This window comes from Rhizobium sp. WYCCWR 11146 (assembly GCF_013591995.1).
In the GTDB taxonomy this organism is placed as follows: domain Bacteria; phylum Pseudomonadota; class Alphaproteobacteria; order Rhizobiales; family Rhizobiaceae; genus Rhizobium; species Rhizobium indicum.
The window spans coordinates 41,355-56,235 of sequence record NZ_JACCEY010000011.1 but is presented as its reverse complement, the minus strand read 5'-3'; the positions used below and the strand labels follow the sequence as shown (position 1 = coordinate 56,235).

14 protein-coding genes are annotated in these 14,881 nt (G+C 58.7%); 9 read left to right on the top strand and 5 right to left on the bottom strand.

The features are described 5' to 3' along the window. The first annotated feature begins 6 nt into the window (after positions 1 to 6). From HX899_RS06865 to HX899_RS06830, 8 genes are all read left to right on the top strand, one after another. A complete protein-coding gene (locus tag HX899_RS06865; protein WP_138388868.1) occupies positions 7 to 1,011 on the top strand; it encodes a sugar kinase in 1,005 nt (334 codons plus the stop codon). Between the two features lie 337 nt (positions 1,012 to 1,348). After that, positions 1,349 to 2,671 (top strand): sn-glycerol-3-phosphate ABC transporter substrate-binding protein UgpB, encoded by a 1,323-nt coding sequence (ugpB, locus tag HX899_RS06860; protein WP_180195490.1) that lies wholly within the window; start codon positions 1,349 to 1,351, stop codon positions 2,669 to 2,671. Between the two features lie 65 nt (positions 2,672 to 2,736). Next, positions 2,737 to 3,621 (top strand): sn-glycerol-3-phosphate ABC transporter permease UgpA, encoded by an 885-nt coding sequence (gene ugpA, locus HX899_RS06855; RefSeq protein ID WP_138388870.1) that lies wholly within the window; start codon positions 2,737 to 2,739, stop codon positions 3,619 to 3,621. A gap of 12 nt (positions 3,622 to 3,633) precedes the next feature. Continuing rightward, positions 3,634 to 4,482, top strand: coding sequence for a sn-glycerol-3-phosphate ABC transporter permease UgpE (ugpE, locus tag HX899_RS06850; protein WP_138388871.1), 849 nt, complete (start codon positions 3,634 to 3,636; stop codon positions 4,480 to 4,482). A 1-nt stretch (position 4,483) separates the two neighbouring features. After that, the gene (locus HX899_RS06845; RefSeq protein ID WP_180195489.1) at positions 4,484 to 5,530 is read left to right on the top strand and encodes a sn-glycerol-3-phosphate import ATP-binding protein UgpC; all 1,047 of its coding nucleotides are present in this window, start codon (positions 4,484 to 4,486) and stop codon (positions 5,528 to 5,530) included. 54 nt (positions 5,531 to 5,584) lie between these two features. Continuing rightward, the gene (locus tag HX899_RS06840) at positions 5,585 to 6,334 is read left to right on the top strand and encodes a glycerophosphoryl diester phosphodiesterase (RefSeq protein WP_138388873.1); all 750 of its coding nucleotides are present in this window, start codon (positions 5,585 to 5,587) and stop codon (positions 6,332 to 6,334) included. A 9-nt stretch (positions 6,335 to 6,343) separates the two neighbouring features. Continuing rightward, positions 6,344 to 7,129: a DeoR/GlpR family DNA-binding transcription regulator gene (locus HX899_RS06835; protein ID WP_138388874.1), complete on the top strand. Its 786-nt coding sequence runs from the start codon at positions 6,344 to 6,346 to the stop codon at positions 7,127 to 7,129. Then, positions 7,126 to 7,971, top strand: coding sequence for an HAD family hydrolase (locus HX899_RS06830; protein WP_181291975.1), 846 nt, complete (start codon positions 7,126 to 7,128; stop codon positions 7,969 to 7,971). The genes HX899_RS06835 and HX899_RS06830 overlap by 4 nt, the downstream gene beginning before the upstream one ends. Here HX899_RS06830 and HX899_RS06825 read toward each other — a convergent pair. The 3 genes from HX899_RS06825 to HX899_RS06815 all read right to left on the bottom strand — a co-directional run bounded on the left by HX899_RS06825 (position 7,929) and on the right by HX899_RS06815 (position 11,052). Further along, positions 7,929 to 8,774: a carbohydrate ABC transporter permease gene (locus HX899_RS06825; RefSeq protein ID WP_181291974.1), complete on the bottom strand. Its 846-nt coding sequence runs from the start codon at positions 8,772 to 8,774 to the stop codon at positions 7,929 to 7,931. The two genes, HX899_RS06830 and HX899_RS06825, sit on opposite strands and share 43 nt — an antisense overlap. A gap of 3 nt (positions 8,775 to 8,777) precedes the next feature. Then, complete coding sequence (locus HX899_RS06820) at positions 8,778 to 9,716, bottom strand: carbohydrate ABC transporter permease (protein ID WP_181291973.1); 939 nt, start codon at positions 9,714 to 9,716, stop codon at positions 8,778 to 8,780. A gap of 88 nt (positions 9,717 to 9,804) precedes the next feature. Further along, positions 9,805 to 11,052, bottom strand: coding sequence for a sugar ABC transporter substrate-binding protein (locus HX899_RS06815; protein WP_164051630.1), 1,248 nt, complete (start codon positions 11,050 to 11,052; stop codon positions 9,805 to 9,807). A gap of 573 nt (positions 11,053 to 11,625) precedes the next feature. On the opposite strand from HX899_RS06815, the gene HX899_RS06810 reads away from it, so the two are divergent. Further along, positions 11,626 to 12,660, top strand: a complete 1,035-nt coding sequence (locus HX899_RS06810; protein WP_181291972.1) for a LacI family DNA-binding transcriptional regulator — start codon at positions 11,626 to 11,628, stop codon at positions 12,658 to 12,660. A gap of 20 nt (positions 12,661 to 12,680) precedes the next feature. Here HX899_RS06810 and HX899_RS06805 read toward each other — a convergent pair whose 3' ends face one another. Both HX899_RS06805 and HX899_RS06800 read right to left on the bottom strand, forming a co-directional pair. Then, on the bottom strand, positions 12,681 to 13,616 hold the full coding sequence (locus tag HX899_RS06805) for an alpha/beta hydrolase (protein ID WP_181291971.1): 936 nt from the start codon (positions 13,614 to 13,616) through the stop codon (positions 12,681 to 12,683). Continuing rightward, positions 13,613 to 14,761 (bottom strand): Gfo/Idh/MocA family protein, encoded by a 1,149-nt coding sequence (locus HX899_RS06800; RefSeq protein ID WP_181291970.1) that lies wholly within the window; start codon positions 14,759 to 14,761, stop codon positions 13,613 to 13,615. Before HX899_RS06800 ends, HX899_RS06805 begins: the two co-directional genes overlap by 4 nt. Positions 14,762 to 14,881 lie beyond the last annotated feature (120 nt).

The following is a 14,881-nucleotide window of genomic DNA, read 5'->3' as shown; positions in this document are numbered from 1 at the left end:
ACGGTTTTGACGACTTCTTCTATTTCTATCTTCGACCCGCCTCCCGGTCAGGCGCGCCGCGTTTTGTGTGTCGGCGCGGCGGTTATGGACACCCTGTTTCGTGTACGCTCGCTACCGACTGGCCAGGGCAAAATCCTGCCTTACGATATGCTGCAGGTCGCCGAGGGCATGGCATCGAGTGCTGCCTTTGCAGTCGCCCGGCTGGGCGGCAATGCCAGCCTCTGGGGTGCAGTCGGCGATGATTCCACTGGCGAACGCATCATTGCCGACCTCAGCGATAGCGGCATAGACACGGGCGGCATGCTGCGCGTGGTAGGCGCCCGCTCGGCCGTTTCGACGATCCTTGTCGATGATCAGGGCGAGCGCTTGATCGTGCCTTTCTACGATGCAGGCCTGCACGAGACGATCAAGCCGGTCACAAAACAGGAAATTTCTGCTTTCGATGCGGTGCTGGTCGACGTCCGGTGGCCGAAGCTTGCGCTGCGGACGTTGGTGGCAGCCAGAGACGCGGCCATTCCGGCCATTCTCGATGGTGACGTTGCAGGCGATGGCGTGATCGAGATGCTTGCACCGGCCGCCAGCCACATCGTGTTCTCGCAGCCGGCGGCCGAACGGCTTGCCGGAACAGCCGAGCTGGTGAAGGTCGTCGGCCTTCTCAAGCGAAAGTTCGAGCATGCCTTCATCAGCGTCACGGCTGGCGAAAACGGCTGCTTCTGGTTCGATGACCGAACCGGCGAAGTTGTCCATCTTGTCGCTCCGAAGGTGAGGGCCGTCGATACGCTCGCAGCCGGCGATATCTTCCATGGCGCTTTCGCGTTGGCTATCGCCGAAGGCATGCCGATCGAAGAGGCGATGCGCTTGTCATCCATGGCGGCGGCGCTCAAATGCCAGGTTTTCGGCGGTCGCACCGGCGCGCCCACCAGAGCCGAAGTCTGCAGGGTGCTGCAAAATTGGGACCCGCCGGTGGCGGCGATGAGAGGTCCCAATTGGAAGAGGTCGGAAGGCCGATAAAGTGATCACAACGGGAGAGTTGTGAAGATCCGGGCAGCAACGGCCGTTAACGGTGAACGCCATGGAGGCGTTCACGCTTGCGCTGTCACCCAAAGGCGACCAAGCCCATGCGGCCAGTTATACGGCGCTTAGTCCATATCCCCGACCTAAGAACAGCGCACCTCGAACCTGAGGCTGTCGCCAGCATTGCGCCAACCCAGCACGGGTGATCGTCGGTCGCGGCTGGCAATCAAATGTTCATTTGAACATTTCATTCTTGCAAAGTGAAACTCGCCTGTTACCATCGGGCTCACGTTCGTAGCGGGAGGCTTCGGACCGACAACAAGTGGGAGTGAGGATGAACAAGATCGCTTTTTTCCTGTCCGCAGGATTGACCAGCCTATCGTTATCCGTTCCGGCAATGGCAGCCACGAAGATCCAGTGGTGGCACGCGATGGGCGGCGAGAATGGCGCGAAGCTTGAACAGATCGCCAAGGGGTTCAACGCATCTCAATCTGACTACGAGATCGTCCCGGTCTTCAAAGGCACTTATGACGAGACGCTGACGGGCGCCATTGCTGCGTTCCGCGCCAACCAGCAGCCCGCAATCGTGCAGGTCTACGAAGTCGGCACCGGCACCATGATGGCAGCACAAGGCGCGGTCTATCCCGTTTACCAGTTGATGAAGGACGAAGGAGAGGCCTGGGACCAGAGCAAATTCATTGCTCCGGTCGTCGGTTACTACTCGGACACCAGCGGCAACGTTCTGTCCTTGCCGTTCAATTCCTCGACGCCGATCATGTATTACAACAAGGATGTCTTCAAGAAGGCGGGGCTTGATCCGGAGACGCCGCCGAAAACATGGGCGGACGTTGAAGCCTTTTCGCGGACGATCATGAAGTCCGGCGCAGCCAAATGCGGCTTCACCAGCGCCTGGATCTCGTGGATCCAGACTGAGAACCTGAATGCGCTGCACGATAAGCCGTATTCCACAAAGGCCAACGGTTTTGGCGGCTTGGACGCAGAATTCACCTTCAACAATGATCTCACGATCCGCCATTGGGGCAACCTGAAGAAGTGGCAGGACGAGGGGCTCTTCAAATTCGGAGGACCTGGCGGCGGCGATAACGCTCCTCCGATGTTCTATTCTCAGGAATGCGCGATGTACATGAACTCGTCCGCCGGTCGGGCAGGGGTCATCAACAACGCAAAGGCTTTCAAGGTCGGTTTTGCGCCGCTTCCCTACTATGACGACGTTATTCCGCAGCCGCTCAACTCGATTATCGGCGGCGCCACGCTCTGGACGCTGAAGGGTCGCCCGGAAGAGGAATACAAAGGTGTCGCGAAGTTCTTCACTTACCTGCAGAAGCCGGACGTCCAAGCCGATTGGCATCAGTTCTCGGGCTACCTGCCGATAACCGAGGCTGCCTATAAGCTGGGCCAAGATCAGGGCTATTACGAGAAGAATCCCGGAGCAGATATCGGTATTAAGCAGCTGACGCGGGTGACACCCACCGACAATTCCAAGGGCATCCGGTTCGGCAACTACGTCCAGGTGCGTGGCATCATCGACGATGAGTTTGCGGCCTTGCTGGGCGGGAAGAAGACGGCGAAGGAAGCAGTTGATTCCGTGGTCGCACGAGGCAACGAACAGCTTCGCGATTTCCAGTCCGCCAACTAATGGGCTCCGCGACGGGGGCTGGTGAAAGACCGGCCCCCGTTTCCCATCCGTCAGTGTGAGGGCCCATGCAAACCAAACGGACCGTATTTCCCAACAAGCTTTTGCCTTACCTGCTCATCGCTCCCCAAATTTTCGTGACGGTGGTCTTTTTCCTCTGGCCTGCGGCAACTGCATTCTGGCAATCTTTCCTGCGCCAGGACGCCTTCGGTTTCAAAACGAGCTTCGTCTGGTTCGAAAACTACCGTCGGCTCTTCGCCGATCCGATCTACATCAATGCCTTTGGCCACACGCTCATCTTCGCCATTCTCGTGACGGTGCTATCAACGTCAATTGCGCTGCTCCTGGCTGCAGCGGCAATGCGTGTGTTGCGCACCTCTCGAATTTATTCGACCTTGCTCATTTGGCCATATGCCGTCGCCCCCGCGATCGCCGGCATTCTTTGGTGGTTCATGTTCAATCCGTCGATCGGTATCGTCGCGTATATGTTGCGAGCGATGGGGATCAACTGGAACCATCTGATCAATCCCGATGATGCCATGGTTCTGATCGTGATCGCGGCGACGTGGAAACAGATTTCCTATAACTTCTTGTTTTTCTTGGCTGCGCTGCAATCCGTCCCGCGCTCGCTTCAGGAAGCCGGGGCCATTGACGGAGCCGGGCCGATGAAGCGTTTCTGGACGATCGTCTTCCCGCTGATCTCACCGACGACCTTCTATCTGATCGTCATCAATATCGTTTACGCGATGTTCGATACGTTCGGCATCATTCATGCGACCACCCAAGGCGGACCGGCGCGCGCGACGGAAATCCTTGTCTACAAGGTCTATTTCGACGGCTTCATCGGACTGAATTTGGGTTCGTCGGCGGCGCAGTCGGTCATTCTCATGGTGATCGTCATCGCGCTGACCGCGGTCCAATTCCGCTTCATCGAACGCCGCGTGCAATATTGAGGAATCCCAAGGATGGTTGAAAATCGCCCCTTCCTAAATTTCCTGGCGCACCTTGTCCTCATCATTGGCGTCACGATCGTGGTCTTTCCGGTCTACGTGGCTTTCATCGCATCGAGCCACGGCCCAAACGACTTCTTGTCAGGCGTCGTACCGCTGACACCAGGTAGCCACATCATCGAGAATTATTCGACGATGCTGTCATCCGGGATGACAAGCTCAGGGGCGCCGCCGATCGGGCCGATGATGATCAACTCGCTGATCATGGCGGTTGGCGTCGCCGTCGGGAAGATCATCATTTCGATCCTTTCGGCCTTTGCCATCGTCTATTTCCGGTTTCCGTTCCGGACCTTGGCATTCTGGATGATCTTCATCACCCTGATGTTGCCGGTCGAGGTGCGCATCGTGCCGACCTATAAGGTCGTCGCCGACCTTGGAATGCTGAACAATTACGGCGGCCTCATCATTCCGCTGATAGCATCGGCAACCGCAACCTTCCTGTTTCGTCAGTTCTTTCTGACAGTCCCTGACGAACTGATGGAGGCTGCCCGTGTCGATGGAGCAGGGCCGATGAAGTTCTTCCGCGATATTCTGCTGCCGCTGTCGATCACCAATATCGCGGCGCTCTTCATCATCCTCTTCGTGCTCGGCTGGAACCAGTATCTCTGGCCGCTCATCATAACGACCGACCAGAGCTTCTATACCGTCGTGATGGGAATCCAGCGCATGGCAGCGGTTGCCGATGCCGAGCCGCGCTGGAACCTCGTGATGGCAGCGGTCATTCTGGCCGCCCTGCCACCTGTCCTCGTCATCGTCGCCATGCAACGCCTTTTTGTCAAAGGCCTGGTCGAAACGGAGAAATGAAATGGCAACGATCAACATCATCGACGTCAAGAAGAATTATGGTGCCGTTCCGGCGGTCAAAGGCATCAACCTGTCTGTTGCGGATGGCGAACTCATCGTGCTCGTCGGCCCGTCCGGCTGTGGCAAGTCAACTTTGCTTCGCATGATTGCCGGGCTGGAAACCATCAGCGAGGGCCATGTCGAGATTGCCGGCCGCGATGTCAACAAGGCAGAGCCCGCCGACCGCGATATCGCCATGGTCTTTCAAAATTACGCGCTTTATCCGCATATGACCGTGCGCGGAAATCTCGAATATGGTTTGAAAAATCGCGGCACCGAACGGGCGGAAATCAACCGCCGTGTGGCGGAGGCGGCCGAGATCCTCGAAATCGGGCCGATGTTGGATCGTAAGCCTCGCGAACTGTCCGGCGGGCAACGCCAGCGTGTTGCGATGGGGCGCGCCATCGTTCGCGAGCCGGCCGCCTTCCTTTTCGATGAGCCTCTGTCCAATCTCGATGCCAAATTGCGGGTACAGATGCGCGTTGAAATACGCCGGCTGCAACGGCGCCTGAAGACCACCAGCATCTATGTCACCCATGACCAGCTTGAAGCGATGACGCTGGCAGACCGGCTGGTCGTCATGAACGGAGGACTTGTCGAACAGGTCGGCACGCCCGTGGCGGTCTACGATCGCCCGGCGAGTTTGTTTGTCGCCAGCTTCATCGGCTCACCGCCTATGAATCTTGTGCCGATCGACGTCCTCAGGGCAGCCGACAGCGAAAGTGCCCTGGCATTGCCCGCCGGCACCGACATGGTCGGTCTTCGCCCAGACGCGCTGCTCGTCACCAAGCCGGTTGAGCCTTCCGTTCGTCTCAATGCAACGGTCGAGTTGCTCGAGCCAATTGGGGGAGAAAGCCATCTGCATGTGCGATTGGGTGGGAGCCAGCAGACGGTCGTCCTGACCGTACCGGGGCGTCCGGATTTTGCCGAGAACGCAAATGTCGACGTCTTCGCACGTGTCGGCGCGATGCACCCTTTCAACAGCGATACCGGAAAACGCACCGATTGACTCCGGTTTATTATTTCTCCATCCCACCCAGAAGACGACGAAAGTGATGAGACGATGACGACCGTAGAGCCGCGATCCGGCCCGAGACGCAGTGAAGTTCAGGCGCATCGAGGCGCCTCTGCCATAGCGCCCGAGAATACCATTGCCGCTTTCCGGGCGGCCGCTGAACAAGGCGCGGAGTGGGTCGAACTCGACGTTGCACTTCTTGCCGACGGTACGCCGGTCGTCATCCACGACGTTTCTATCGATCGCTGTTCCTCGTCAAAGGGAAATCTTGCCGACCTCACCGCATCGGATCTCGAAGCCATCGACGCGGGCTCATGGTTCAGCCCTAAATTCAAAGGCGAACCACTGCCAACGCTGGCCCGCGTTGTTTCGGCGCTTGGCGAACTCGGCCTCAACGCCAATGTCGAGATCAAGCAGCATGCCCATCACAAGTCACTCGACCAACTGGTCAAAGTCGTTGATCAACATCTGAAGGCGCGGGCGGCGCACACCAAGATCATGATCTCGAGCTTTGATGCCGCTGCGTTGAAGGGAATGCACGAGATTGATCCAAGCTACGAGCTCGCCATGCTGTGGAGCAAGTTGCCTGCGGATTGGCTGGATGTCCTTCGGTCGATTCCCGCAAAGACCATCCATCTCGACTACAAGGCACTGAGTATCGGGTTTCTCGAGGAGGCCGTGCGTCGCGGCATCTCGGTGCGGGCGTGGACCTGCAACGATCCCAGGCGGCTCGCATCTTTCTGGGATGTTGGTTTGACCGGTGTGATAACAGACGACCCCAGTGTCTACCTCACGTAAGGAGCGGCGATGGGGCAGCGGATCATATCGAGCCGACAACGTGAGATCCTCGCGCTGATCGAAGCGGAAGGTGTTCAGTACATCGAGGAGCTGGCGCGCCGGTACGATTTGACGACGCAGACGATCCGTCGCGATATCAATGCATTATGCGATCTCGGGCACGCCCGGCGCTTCCACGGCGGCGTCGACCTACCGGTCGAGGGCAGCAACATCTCGCTCAATGCCCGCGCCCAACTCAATCGGCGGGCCAAGCGGCTGATCGCCAAGCGCGTCGCTTCCGATATAGGTGCAGAGGCGACAGTGTTCCTGGGGATCGGCAGCACGGTTCGGTTCGTTGCAGAGGCGTTGCGTGATCACCAGGGTCTGACGGTGATCACCAACAACATCCACGTCGCTTTGAGCCTTTGCGACGCGCCGAGTGTCGAGGTCCATTTGACGGGCGGTCTTTTGCGTCACGACGATCGCGACGTGGTGGGCACGGATGTGATCAAGTTCGTCGAAAAATTCTATGCGACTTACGCAGTCGTCGGCGCAGGCGCTTTAAGCCCGCTCAACGGTCTGATGGACTTCAGCTATAGCGAAGCCCAAATCACCAATGCCCTCCTTGAGAATTCGCAAACGCAGATTCTGGCCGCCGACGTCAGCAAGTGGACGCGAAACGCTTCCGTGCGTGTGGCGCCATTCAGCAAACTCACCCGTTTTTACACCGATCGGCTGCCTGGCGAAGCGGCCGCCATCAATGCCCTCGCCGAGAGCGGCTTGGACGTGGTCACATGCAGCGAGGACATGACATGAGCTACGTAAACCTGGCGCCATCAGCTCGTGAGTTACAGGATGTGCGCTACCTGTTCACCGACATCGACGATACCCTGACCACCCAAGGCAAGCTTCTGCCACAAACCTACGAAGCTCTCTGGGATCTCAGCCGGGCGGGTATTGCCGTCGTGCCGGTTACGGGCGGCTCCGCCGGTTGGTGCGAACATATCGTTCGTGCCTGGCCGGTGGCCGCAGTCATCGGCGAAAGTGGCGCATATTGTGTCACCCGTCGGGACGGTGCAGTCGTCTTCGACTATTGGGAGGACGCCGCCCTCCAGACCGAGCGCCAGCGTCAGCACCTCCAGGCAATCGAAGAGCTGGTCTCGCGAAGGGGCGCGGCGTTCAGAATTGCCCACGACCAGGTCTTTCGGCTGGCGGACGTCGCGATCGATATTCAGGGTCACGACCCGCGTGAGGTCGAGGATCTCGCATCCAGTATAAAAGCCATTGGCGGAACGGTTGCGATCAGCTCCATTCACATCAACACTTGGATCGGTGATTACAACAAGCGCTCGATGAGCGAGCGCGTTTTAACCGAGATGTTTGGTGTCGATCCCGATGAAACAGCCGCTGTGACCGCCTTCGTCGGTGACTCTCGAAATGATGCACCGATGTTTGGCTTTATCCGCAACTCCTTCGGGGTCAACAACATCATCCCGGTTCTTTCACAATTGCAACACGCGCCGAAATGGGTCTCCTCGCAGCCCGCCGGGCTTGGCTTTGCCGATATTGCCCAAACAATCTTGAACGCGGCTGGCGCAGGCTCTGAGACGTCTCATCAGCTTTTGACTGAGCCGGCGGTCATGCCTGCCAGGAAGTAGCGTTGAGCAACCAGGTAAAGGACCAGAAGGGGAAGGGAACCGAGCACGCTCATCGCCATCATTTCGTTCCATTCGAAAGCGTGCTGGCCCATTAGAAGCTGGATGCCGATCGGAACGGTTCTGAGGTCCATCGACTTTGTCAGCGTCAGCGCAAAGAGGAATTCGTTCCACGCCAGCAGGAAGGTGTAGACCGCGGTGGCGACGATCCCGGGGATGGAGACCGGAACGATGACGCGCCATAGGGCCGTCCAGCTCGAGCCGCCGTCGACCAGGACGGCCTCGTCCAGCTCTTTCGGCAAGGTGTTGAGATAGCCTGTCATCAGCAGGACGGCGTAAGGCAGCGTGAAGACCATGTAGGTCAGGATCAGCGCCAGATAGGTATCGAAGATCCTGAAGGCGACCACCATTCCGAAATAGGGGATGAGAAGGGTGATCGGTGGAACGGTCTGGGTGCTGATGATGAAGATGTTCAAGGTGTTCTTGAAACGGAACTGGTAGCGGCTGAAGCCGTAGGCGGTTACGATCGCGACAATCAGGGTCAGGGCGGTGACGACGCCGGCGACGAAGTAACTGTTGATGAAGAACCGCACTTTCACGGGATCGTTGAAGATCGTCAGATAGGCGGCCACCGTAAAATCATCCGGCAACAGCCGCGGCGGAAGGGCGAAGATTTCCGTATTCGACTTCAGCGAACTGAAAAACATCCACACGATCGGAAAGGCCGAAAAGACGATGCCGATCGCCAGGCCGAGATAGGTCAGGATGGTCGGCAATAGGGAGCTCTTGAAGGAACGCTTTGCCATGGATCACCTGCGCTGCTGGTGTTTGATGTAGAAGTAGGTGACGCTCATCGAGATGATGAGGATGATCATTGCGCTCGCCGAAGCCAGCGAGAATTCATACTGGGAGAAGGCGAGCTTGTAGGTGAAGGTGGAGAGCACTTCCGTCGAATAGATCGGGCCGCCGCCCGTCGTCATCCATACGAGTGGAAAAACCTGCATCGTCCAGATGAAATCGAGGAGCGCGATGCTGATGATGATCGGCATCAGCTGCGGAATGGTGATGTACCAGAACTTTTGGATTTCGTTGGCGCCATCGATACCGGCCGCCTCGTAAAGCTCCTTCGAAATGCCCTGGAGGCCGGCGAGCAGGCTGACCATGTAGAGCGGATAGCCTGCCCAGATGTTTGCGAAGGTCAAAGCATGGATGGCGGTGCGCGTGGAGGAGAACCACTCGACCTTGAAGTTGATGATATGGAGCGCCATCAGCACGCTGTTGACGACGCCGTTCGGGTCGAGCAGCAGGCGCCAGATGATGGCGATGATGACGGCCGTGAACAGCCAGGGCAGGATGAAGAGCACGCGCAGGATGCTGCGAATGAGCGGATCGACCCGGTTGGTGTTCAACAGAAGCGCGAAGGCCAGGCCGATGATGAAGTGAAAGATGACGCTCATGATCGTGAAATAAAGCGTCTGCACGACCGACTGCCAGAAGACCGGATTCTCGAAGATGGTCATATAATTCTGGACGCCCGCGAAGGCAGCGTCCTTTTTCATGATGGCGCCGTCCATCAGTGAATATTTGAAGACCATCACCATGGGAAACAGCATCAGCAGGACAAGCAGCAGGGTCGCCGGCGAAACGTAGAAATACGGCACCAGCTTCCTCAAGGTGCTGTAACGAAGCCATCCTTTTCTTCGCGCTTTGGCTTGCGCAGCGATCAGAGCCGTAGCCGAATGATTCATGAGCTGTGACTTTCTATTCTGCCGAAATTTGACGACTTGCACCGGCAGCGCCTGGTTGCGCTGCCGGTGATCCGTGAAAGCGACGTGCTTAGAACTTCGCCAGCCAAGCCTTCTCGGTATTGGCAGCTGCTTCCTTGGCTGACTGCCCGCCGTCGAACATCTTCTGAACTTCGACGTTCATGTCGCGCATCAGCTCTTCGGCAACCGGAAGGCCGACGAATTCGTTTGCAGGATAACCGCTCTGGAAGATTTTGAAGGCTTCCGCGAAGATCGGGTCCGAGGCCACGAAGTCCGGCTTGGCATGGACGTTGCCGGGGAAGGCATTGGCAATCGAGACGAGACGGCCGTTGACGTCAGGGCTCATCAGGTATTCGACGAGCTTCCAGGCTTCTTCCTTGTGCTGGCTGCCTTCGCTGATGCCGATGCCCCAGGAGGCATAGGGCATGCCGCGCTTGCCGGTGTAGCCGTCCGTGGCCGGCAAAGCGGAGATGCCGAAATTGAGCTTCGGATTACGCTCGCGGATGAGGTTCACATGGGCGAGGGAGTCGACCATCATGCCGACGCGGCCATTGACGAATTCCTCGACCTTGTCCTGTTCCTTCTTGGCAAAAATGCCGGGGGAAATTACGCCTTCCTTGTTGAGGGAGGCGATATAGTCGAGCGTGCCTACGACTGCGTCATTTTCGAGGTCAGGCTTGCCGTCCTTCAGCATTGAGGCGCCGGAGGCCCAGACCCAAGACATGACGTCGTTCTGGATTCCGCTCGGAGACTGCAGCGATAGCGGCAGGACCCAGCCGTACTGGTTCTTCGAGGCGTCGGTCATCTTCTTGGCGGCTTCGGCAAATTCCGTGCGCGTGGCCGGCAGCTTGTCGACGCCGGCGGCCTTGGCGATATCGAGGTTCACGAAGACGGGGTAGACGAAGGATGCCAGCGGGAACATCACGCTCTTGCCATCGACCTTGACGATATCGGTGATCTGGCTCTTGTCGTATTTCGCCTTCTCCATCAGTTCGTCCATGGAGGCGATCGCGCCCTGCTTGGAGAGCCCGTTTACCCAGGCACCATCCAGGCCCACCACGTCGCTCAGGGTTCCCGAGGCGGCGCCGACGACGATCTGGTCACGCGTCGTGGCATAGGGGCCGCTGACCAGCGTCACCTTGATGCCGGGATTTTTGGCTTCGAAATCGTTCATGATGCCGCGCAGAGCGCCCGACGGCATTTCGGGTTCCCACCATTGAATGAACTCGATGGTGGTGTCGGCAAATGCCGATGTGGCGCAGAGCGCCCATACCGCCACGGCAGCCCGCATCGTCACGCCGAATTTTTTGATATTCATTTGTGCCTCCCAAAGATTGTCAGTTAATCGATCCTCCTCAAGATCGTAGGCAAAGTAGGTTCCCTGAAGCCCCTATCTGTCAATGAAGAACTGCGATCAGGAAAAGATGGGAGGCCGGCATTCACCGCCCGTGTTGCGTTAAATCATTGATAAAAAATCATAAAATTGATTGACATCATCAGTATTTTTCTGCAGCATTTGTGTTGCTTGTGACGCATTTTTTCTTTACTTTCGTAAACAAATGAAAGTTTACCCAACAAAGTGAAAAGCGTGGAACCCGGCGTCTTCACTGCAAATTTTCGAATTTGGGGCGCTGAAACAAGCACCTTTTGCAACCACGCGGCGCAGACGGCGCAAGTCGCAGTGAAGGGATTATTTCGATTTTCGAAAGGGAGGGCAGGGCCCGCACCAAAAATGACGGATCACGCCGGCTTACGCGGTGACTTTCGACGATTCAGGATACGAAGGTCATCCTGTACAAATTGCCGAATGCATGATTTGGCGCATCAGAGGATCGGCCGTTGAGTGAAATCGTTCCCGATCAGTTGTCGTCGTCCGCCAGTAAGGAATTGAATGGCCAAGAAGAATTATAAATCGATGGACGACTTCGCGACTGCCGCCGGCGTATCGCGTCCGACCTTGTCGAAATATTTCGATGACCCCTCGCAGATCAAGGAGGTGACCCGCAAGCGTATCGAGGCGGCTCTCAAGAAGTCGCATTTCGAGCCGAACCTTTTCGCGCGGCATCTCAATCGCAAGCGGACCAGGAATATCGGGATTCTGGTGCCGACCATGTCGGATCCCTTTTATGTGCAGGTCGTGTCGCTGATCGAGCTGGAGTTGCGCGAAAAGGGATTCTGGCCTGTCCAGATTTCTTCGCACACGCGGCCGGAGCTGGAGGCGGAGGCCGTTCGGACCTTGCTCTCGCTGAAGGTCGCGGGTGCGATCGTGGCGCCGCTCGGAGCCGGTTCGCGCCGTTCCGCTCTGGAAAGGCTGAGGGATGCCATACCCGTCGTCTGCTTCGACAATCCTGCCGACGCCGACCTTCCTTATGTCGGCAACGACAACGCGCAAAGCATGGCAGCCATTGTGCAGTATCTCTGCCGGTCCGGTGAGCCGCCGATCTTCCTGGAAATTCCGCATATGACCGAAAATGCCGGCGAGCGGCAGGCGGGCTACCGCGCGACGATGGCGAGGGAAGGGCATTCCCCGCTCGTCATCGATTGCGACGCACCGCCTTCCTGGGAATTCGAGCGTCTCGGATATGAGCAGATGCAGAGAATTCTTGCCAAAGGCGGTCTTCCCGGCAAAACGCTGCTATGCGCCAATGACCGCTTCGCTTTCGGCGCGATGGCCGCCGCATTCGCTTCGCGACTGAAAATCGGCCGTAGTGACGCGTGCGACGTACGCATTGCCGGGCACGACGATCACCCGCTTAGCCGATATACCTGCCCGTCGCTGACGACCATGGCCCAGAACGCGCCCGAGATCGCTGCGAAATCCGTGGAGCTTTTGCTGTCGCATATCGAGAGCGAGGATGATGGGACCACCCCTGCGACGAACAAGGTGATCCTCGAGGCAACGCTGGTCATGCGCGAGTCGGCTTGAGGCCGGCACGGGTCTCCGCGTCAACGCGCAAGCGCTGGGTCCATGGCGCGCCATGCCGTTGCGATGGCTTCGAGGGCCGCTTGCCCCTCCGGAATGGCCCGTCTCTTCGACACGAAGCCATGGATCTGTCCGGGCCAGGTCCGGGTCGTTGCCTTCGCCTCGGTACTGAGCCGCTCGGCATAAGCGGCCCCTTCGTCGAACAACACGTCGTATCCGGCAAGGATCACCAGGGCCGGCGCCACGCCCGCCAGCGATGCTACGTTCAGTGGCGAGGCTCGCCAGTCCGACCGGCTCGCGGCGTCCGGCAGATAGTGGTCTCGAAACCATTTCATCGCCGCCGCCGTCAGGCCGAAACCCTCTTCGTACCGTGAGAAGCTGTCGCTTGTCTGCAACTGGTCGGTCACCGGATAGATCAGCACCTGTCCGATGACAGCCGGCACCTGTCCGTCCCGTGCCAGCAGGGCGACGACGGCGGCCAGATTGCCGCCGGCGCTATCGCCGGCGACGAGAATTCGCAAGGGATCGATGCCGAGCGCATCCGCCTGCTCCGTCATCCAGACGAGTGTGGCGGCGCAGTCGTCAATGGCAGCGGGAAAGGGGTGTTCCGGGGCTAGGCGATAGTCGGGCGAAACCACGACGGCGCCTGCCATATTGGCAAGCGTCCGGCAGATATCCTCATGGGTTTCCGGCGCGCCGATGACAAAACCGCCGCCATGGAGATAAAGCAAGGCCGGCGCGCCCTGGCGCGGCGCAGCGCGGCCGCGCCATATATTCAACCGGATTGCGCCCGCATGCCTTTCCAGGATCTCGGCTACGTCTTCGAGCGGCCGTTGAATGTCTGCGAAACTATCGAGATATTGCTGCCGCGCCAGCGCCGGCGTGCAGCTTTCGACCGGCGTTTGCGGATCGCCAGGCCATGCAAGCGCACGTTTGGCGGATTCATCCAGTTGTGTCATGCCAGCAAACTCCTCGCTTCGTCTTCCCGCAATTCTTTTGGCTGCGCGACAATACCCGGAATGGTCTGCACGACACCGGTTTCACCGGCACGCAGGATCGCTTCCATGACTTCGAGCACATGGAGAGCGAGATCGCCCGAAGCACGCGGCGCACGGCCCTCGATGATTGCGCGTGCGAGATCGGCAAGGCCCAGCATGCGGTAGTTGGCGCGATCAGGCGCTGCGATCGGCCAGTTGACGGCGCCAAAGAGTTCGCCTGATGTATCCGTTTCCTGCCAGGGCGCGCCGCGGCTGGAGAGCGCGACGGAGCCGCCGAAATTGTCGGGGTCGGGCAGACGCAGCGAGCCTTCGGTCCCGTGGAGCTCGATGGGGTGATTGGAGTGGCGGAAGACGTCCCAGGAGGTGCCGAAGGTGACCGTGGCACCGCAATCGAATTCCAGCAACGACAGCACGCTGGTCGGCGTGCCGACCTTGAACGTGGTGCCCTGCTTCGGTCCCTCCGCCGTGATGAGCCGCTCTTCCTGCCCGCTTGTGGCGACGGCCTGCACACGGCGGATCGGCCCCATCAGATTGACCATCATCGTCAGATAATAAGGCCCCATATCCATGACCGGGCCGGCGCCGGCCTGGTAATAAAAGCTGGGATCCGGATGCCAGTGCTCCATGCCGCGCCCCATCATGAAGGCTGTCCCGGTCACCGGCTTGCCGATGGCGCCGGCTTCCATCTGCCGCCGGGCATGGCGTCCGGCCGCCCCCAGGAACGTGTCTGGCGCCGAGCCGAGCATGAGGCCCTTTACGGCGGCGGCATCCACCAACCGGCGTCCTTCGGCGGCCGTGACTCCGAGCGGCTTCTCCGTGAAGACATGCTTGCCCGCCGACAGCGCCCGCATCGAAACGTCAAAATGCGCGGCCGGGATCGTCAGATTGAGGATGAGGTCGATGTTCCTGTCGTCGATGAGGCTATCGACGTCAGCCGCACGCAGATCGAACTCAGCTGCGCGGCGCTTGGCGGCGTCTGCGTTGAGGTCTGCACAGGCGATGATTTCGACGCCGCGAAACAGCGGCGCGTTGCGCATATAGGCGAACGAAATGTTGCCGCATCCCACAACGCCGATCCTGAGTTTCATGCCATTGGTCTGTGTCATCGAAGAACCTGATTTTGCCGTTGCGGGTGCGAAGGGTTGAGGGTGCGTTACATTTTAAGCGCAAGGAATAAAATATATTGACGCACGGTAACATTTGACCGTACGTAATGGCAAGACGCT

What these genes read in the sequence shown, in the direction of transcription:
- ugpB (WP_180195490.1), top strand. Translation starts at nt 1,349, where the DNA reads ATGAACAAGATCGCTTTTTTCCTGTCCGCAGGATTGACCAGCCTATCG.
- ugpA (WP_138388870.1), top strand. Translation starts at nt 2,737, where the DNA reads ATGCAAACCAAACGGACCGTATTTCCCAACAAGCTTTTGCCTTACCTG.
- ugpE (WP_138388871.1), top strand. Translation starts at nt 3,634, where the DNA reads ATGGTTGAAAATCGCCCCTTCCTAAATTTCCTGGCGCACCTTGTCCTC.
- HX899_RS06845 (WP_180195489.1), top strand. Translation starts at nt 4,484, where the DNA reads ATGGCAACGATCAACATCATCGACGTCAAGAAGAATTATGGTGCCGTT.
- HX899_RS06840 (WP_138388873.1), top strand. Translation starts at nt 5,585, where the DNA reads ATGACGACCGTAGAGCCGCGATCCGGCCCGAGACGCAGTGAAGTTCAG.
- HX899_RS06835 (WP_138388874.1), top strand. Translation starts at nt 6,344, where the DNA reads ATGGGGCAGCGGATCATATCGAGCCGACAACGTGAGATCCTCGCGCTG.
- HX899_RS06830 (WP_181291975.1), top strand. Translation starts at nt 7,126, where the DNA reads ATGAGCTACGTAAACCTGGCGCCATCAGCTCGTGAGTTACAGGATGTG.
- HX899_RS06825 (WP_181291974.1), bottom strand. Translation starts at nt 8,774, where the DNA reads ATGGCAAAGCGTTCCTTCAAGAGCTCCCTATTGCCGACCATCCTGACC.
- HX899_RS06820 (WP_181291973.1), bottom strand. Translation starts at nt 9,716, where the DNA reads ATGAATCATTCGGCTACGGCTCTGATCGCTGCGCAAGCCAAAGCGCGA.
- HX899_RS06815 (WP_164051630.1), bottom strand. Translation starts at nt 11,052, where the DNA reads ATGAATATCAAAAAATTCGGCGTGACGATGCGGGCTGCCGTGGCGGTA.
- HX899_RS06810 (WP_181291972.1), top strand. Translation starts at nt 11,626, where the DNA reads ATGGCCAAGAAGAATTATAAATCGATGGACGACTTCGCGACTGCCGCC.
- HX899_RS06805 (WP_181291971.1), bottom strand. Translation starts at nt 13,616, where the DNA reads ATGACACAACTGGATGAATCCGCCAAACGTGCGCTTGCATGGCCTGGC.
- HX899_RS06800 (WP_181291970.1), bottom strand. Translation starts at nt 14,761, where the DNA reads ATGACACAGACCAATGGCATGAAACTCAGGATCGGCGTTGTGGGATGC.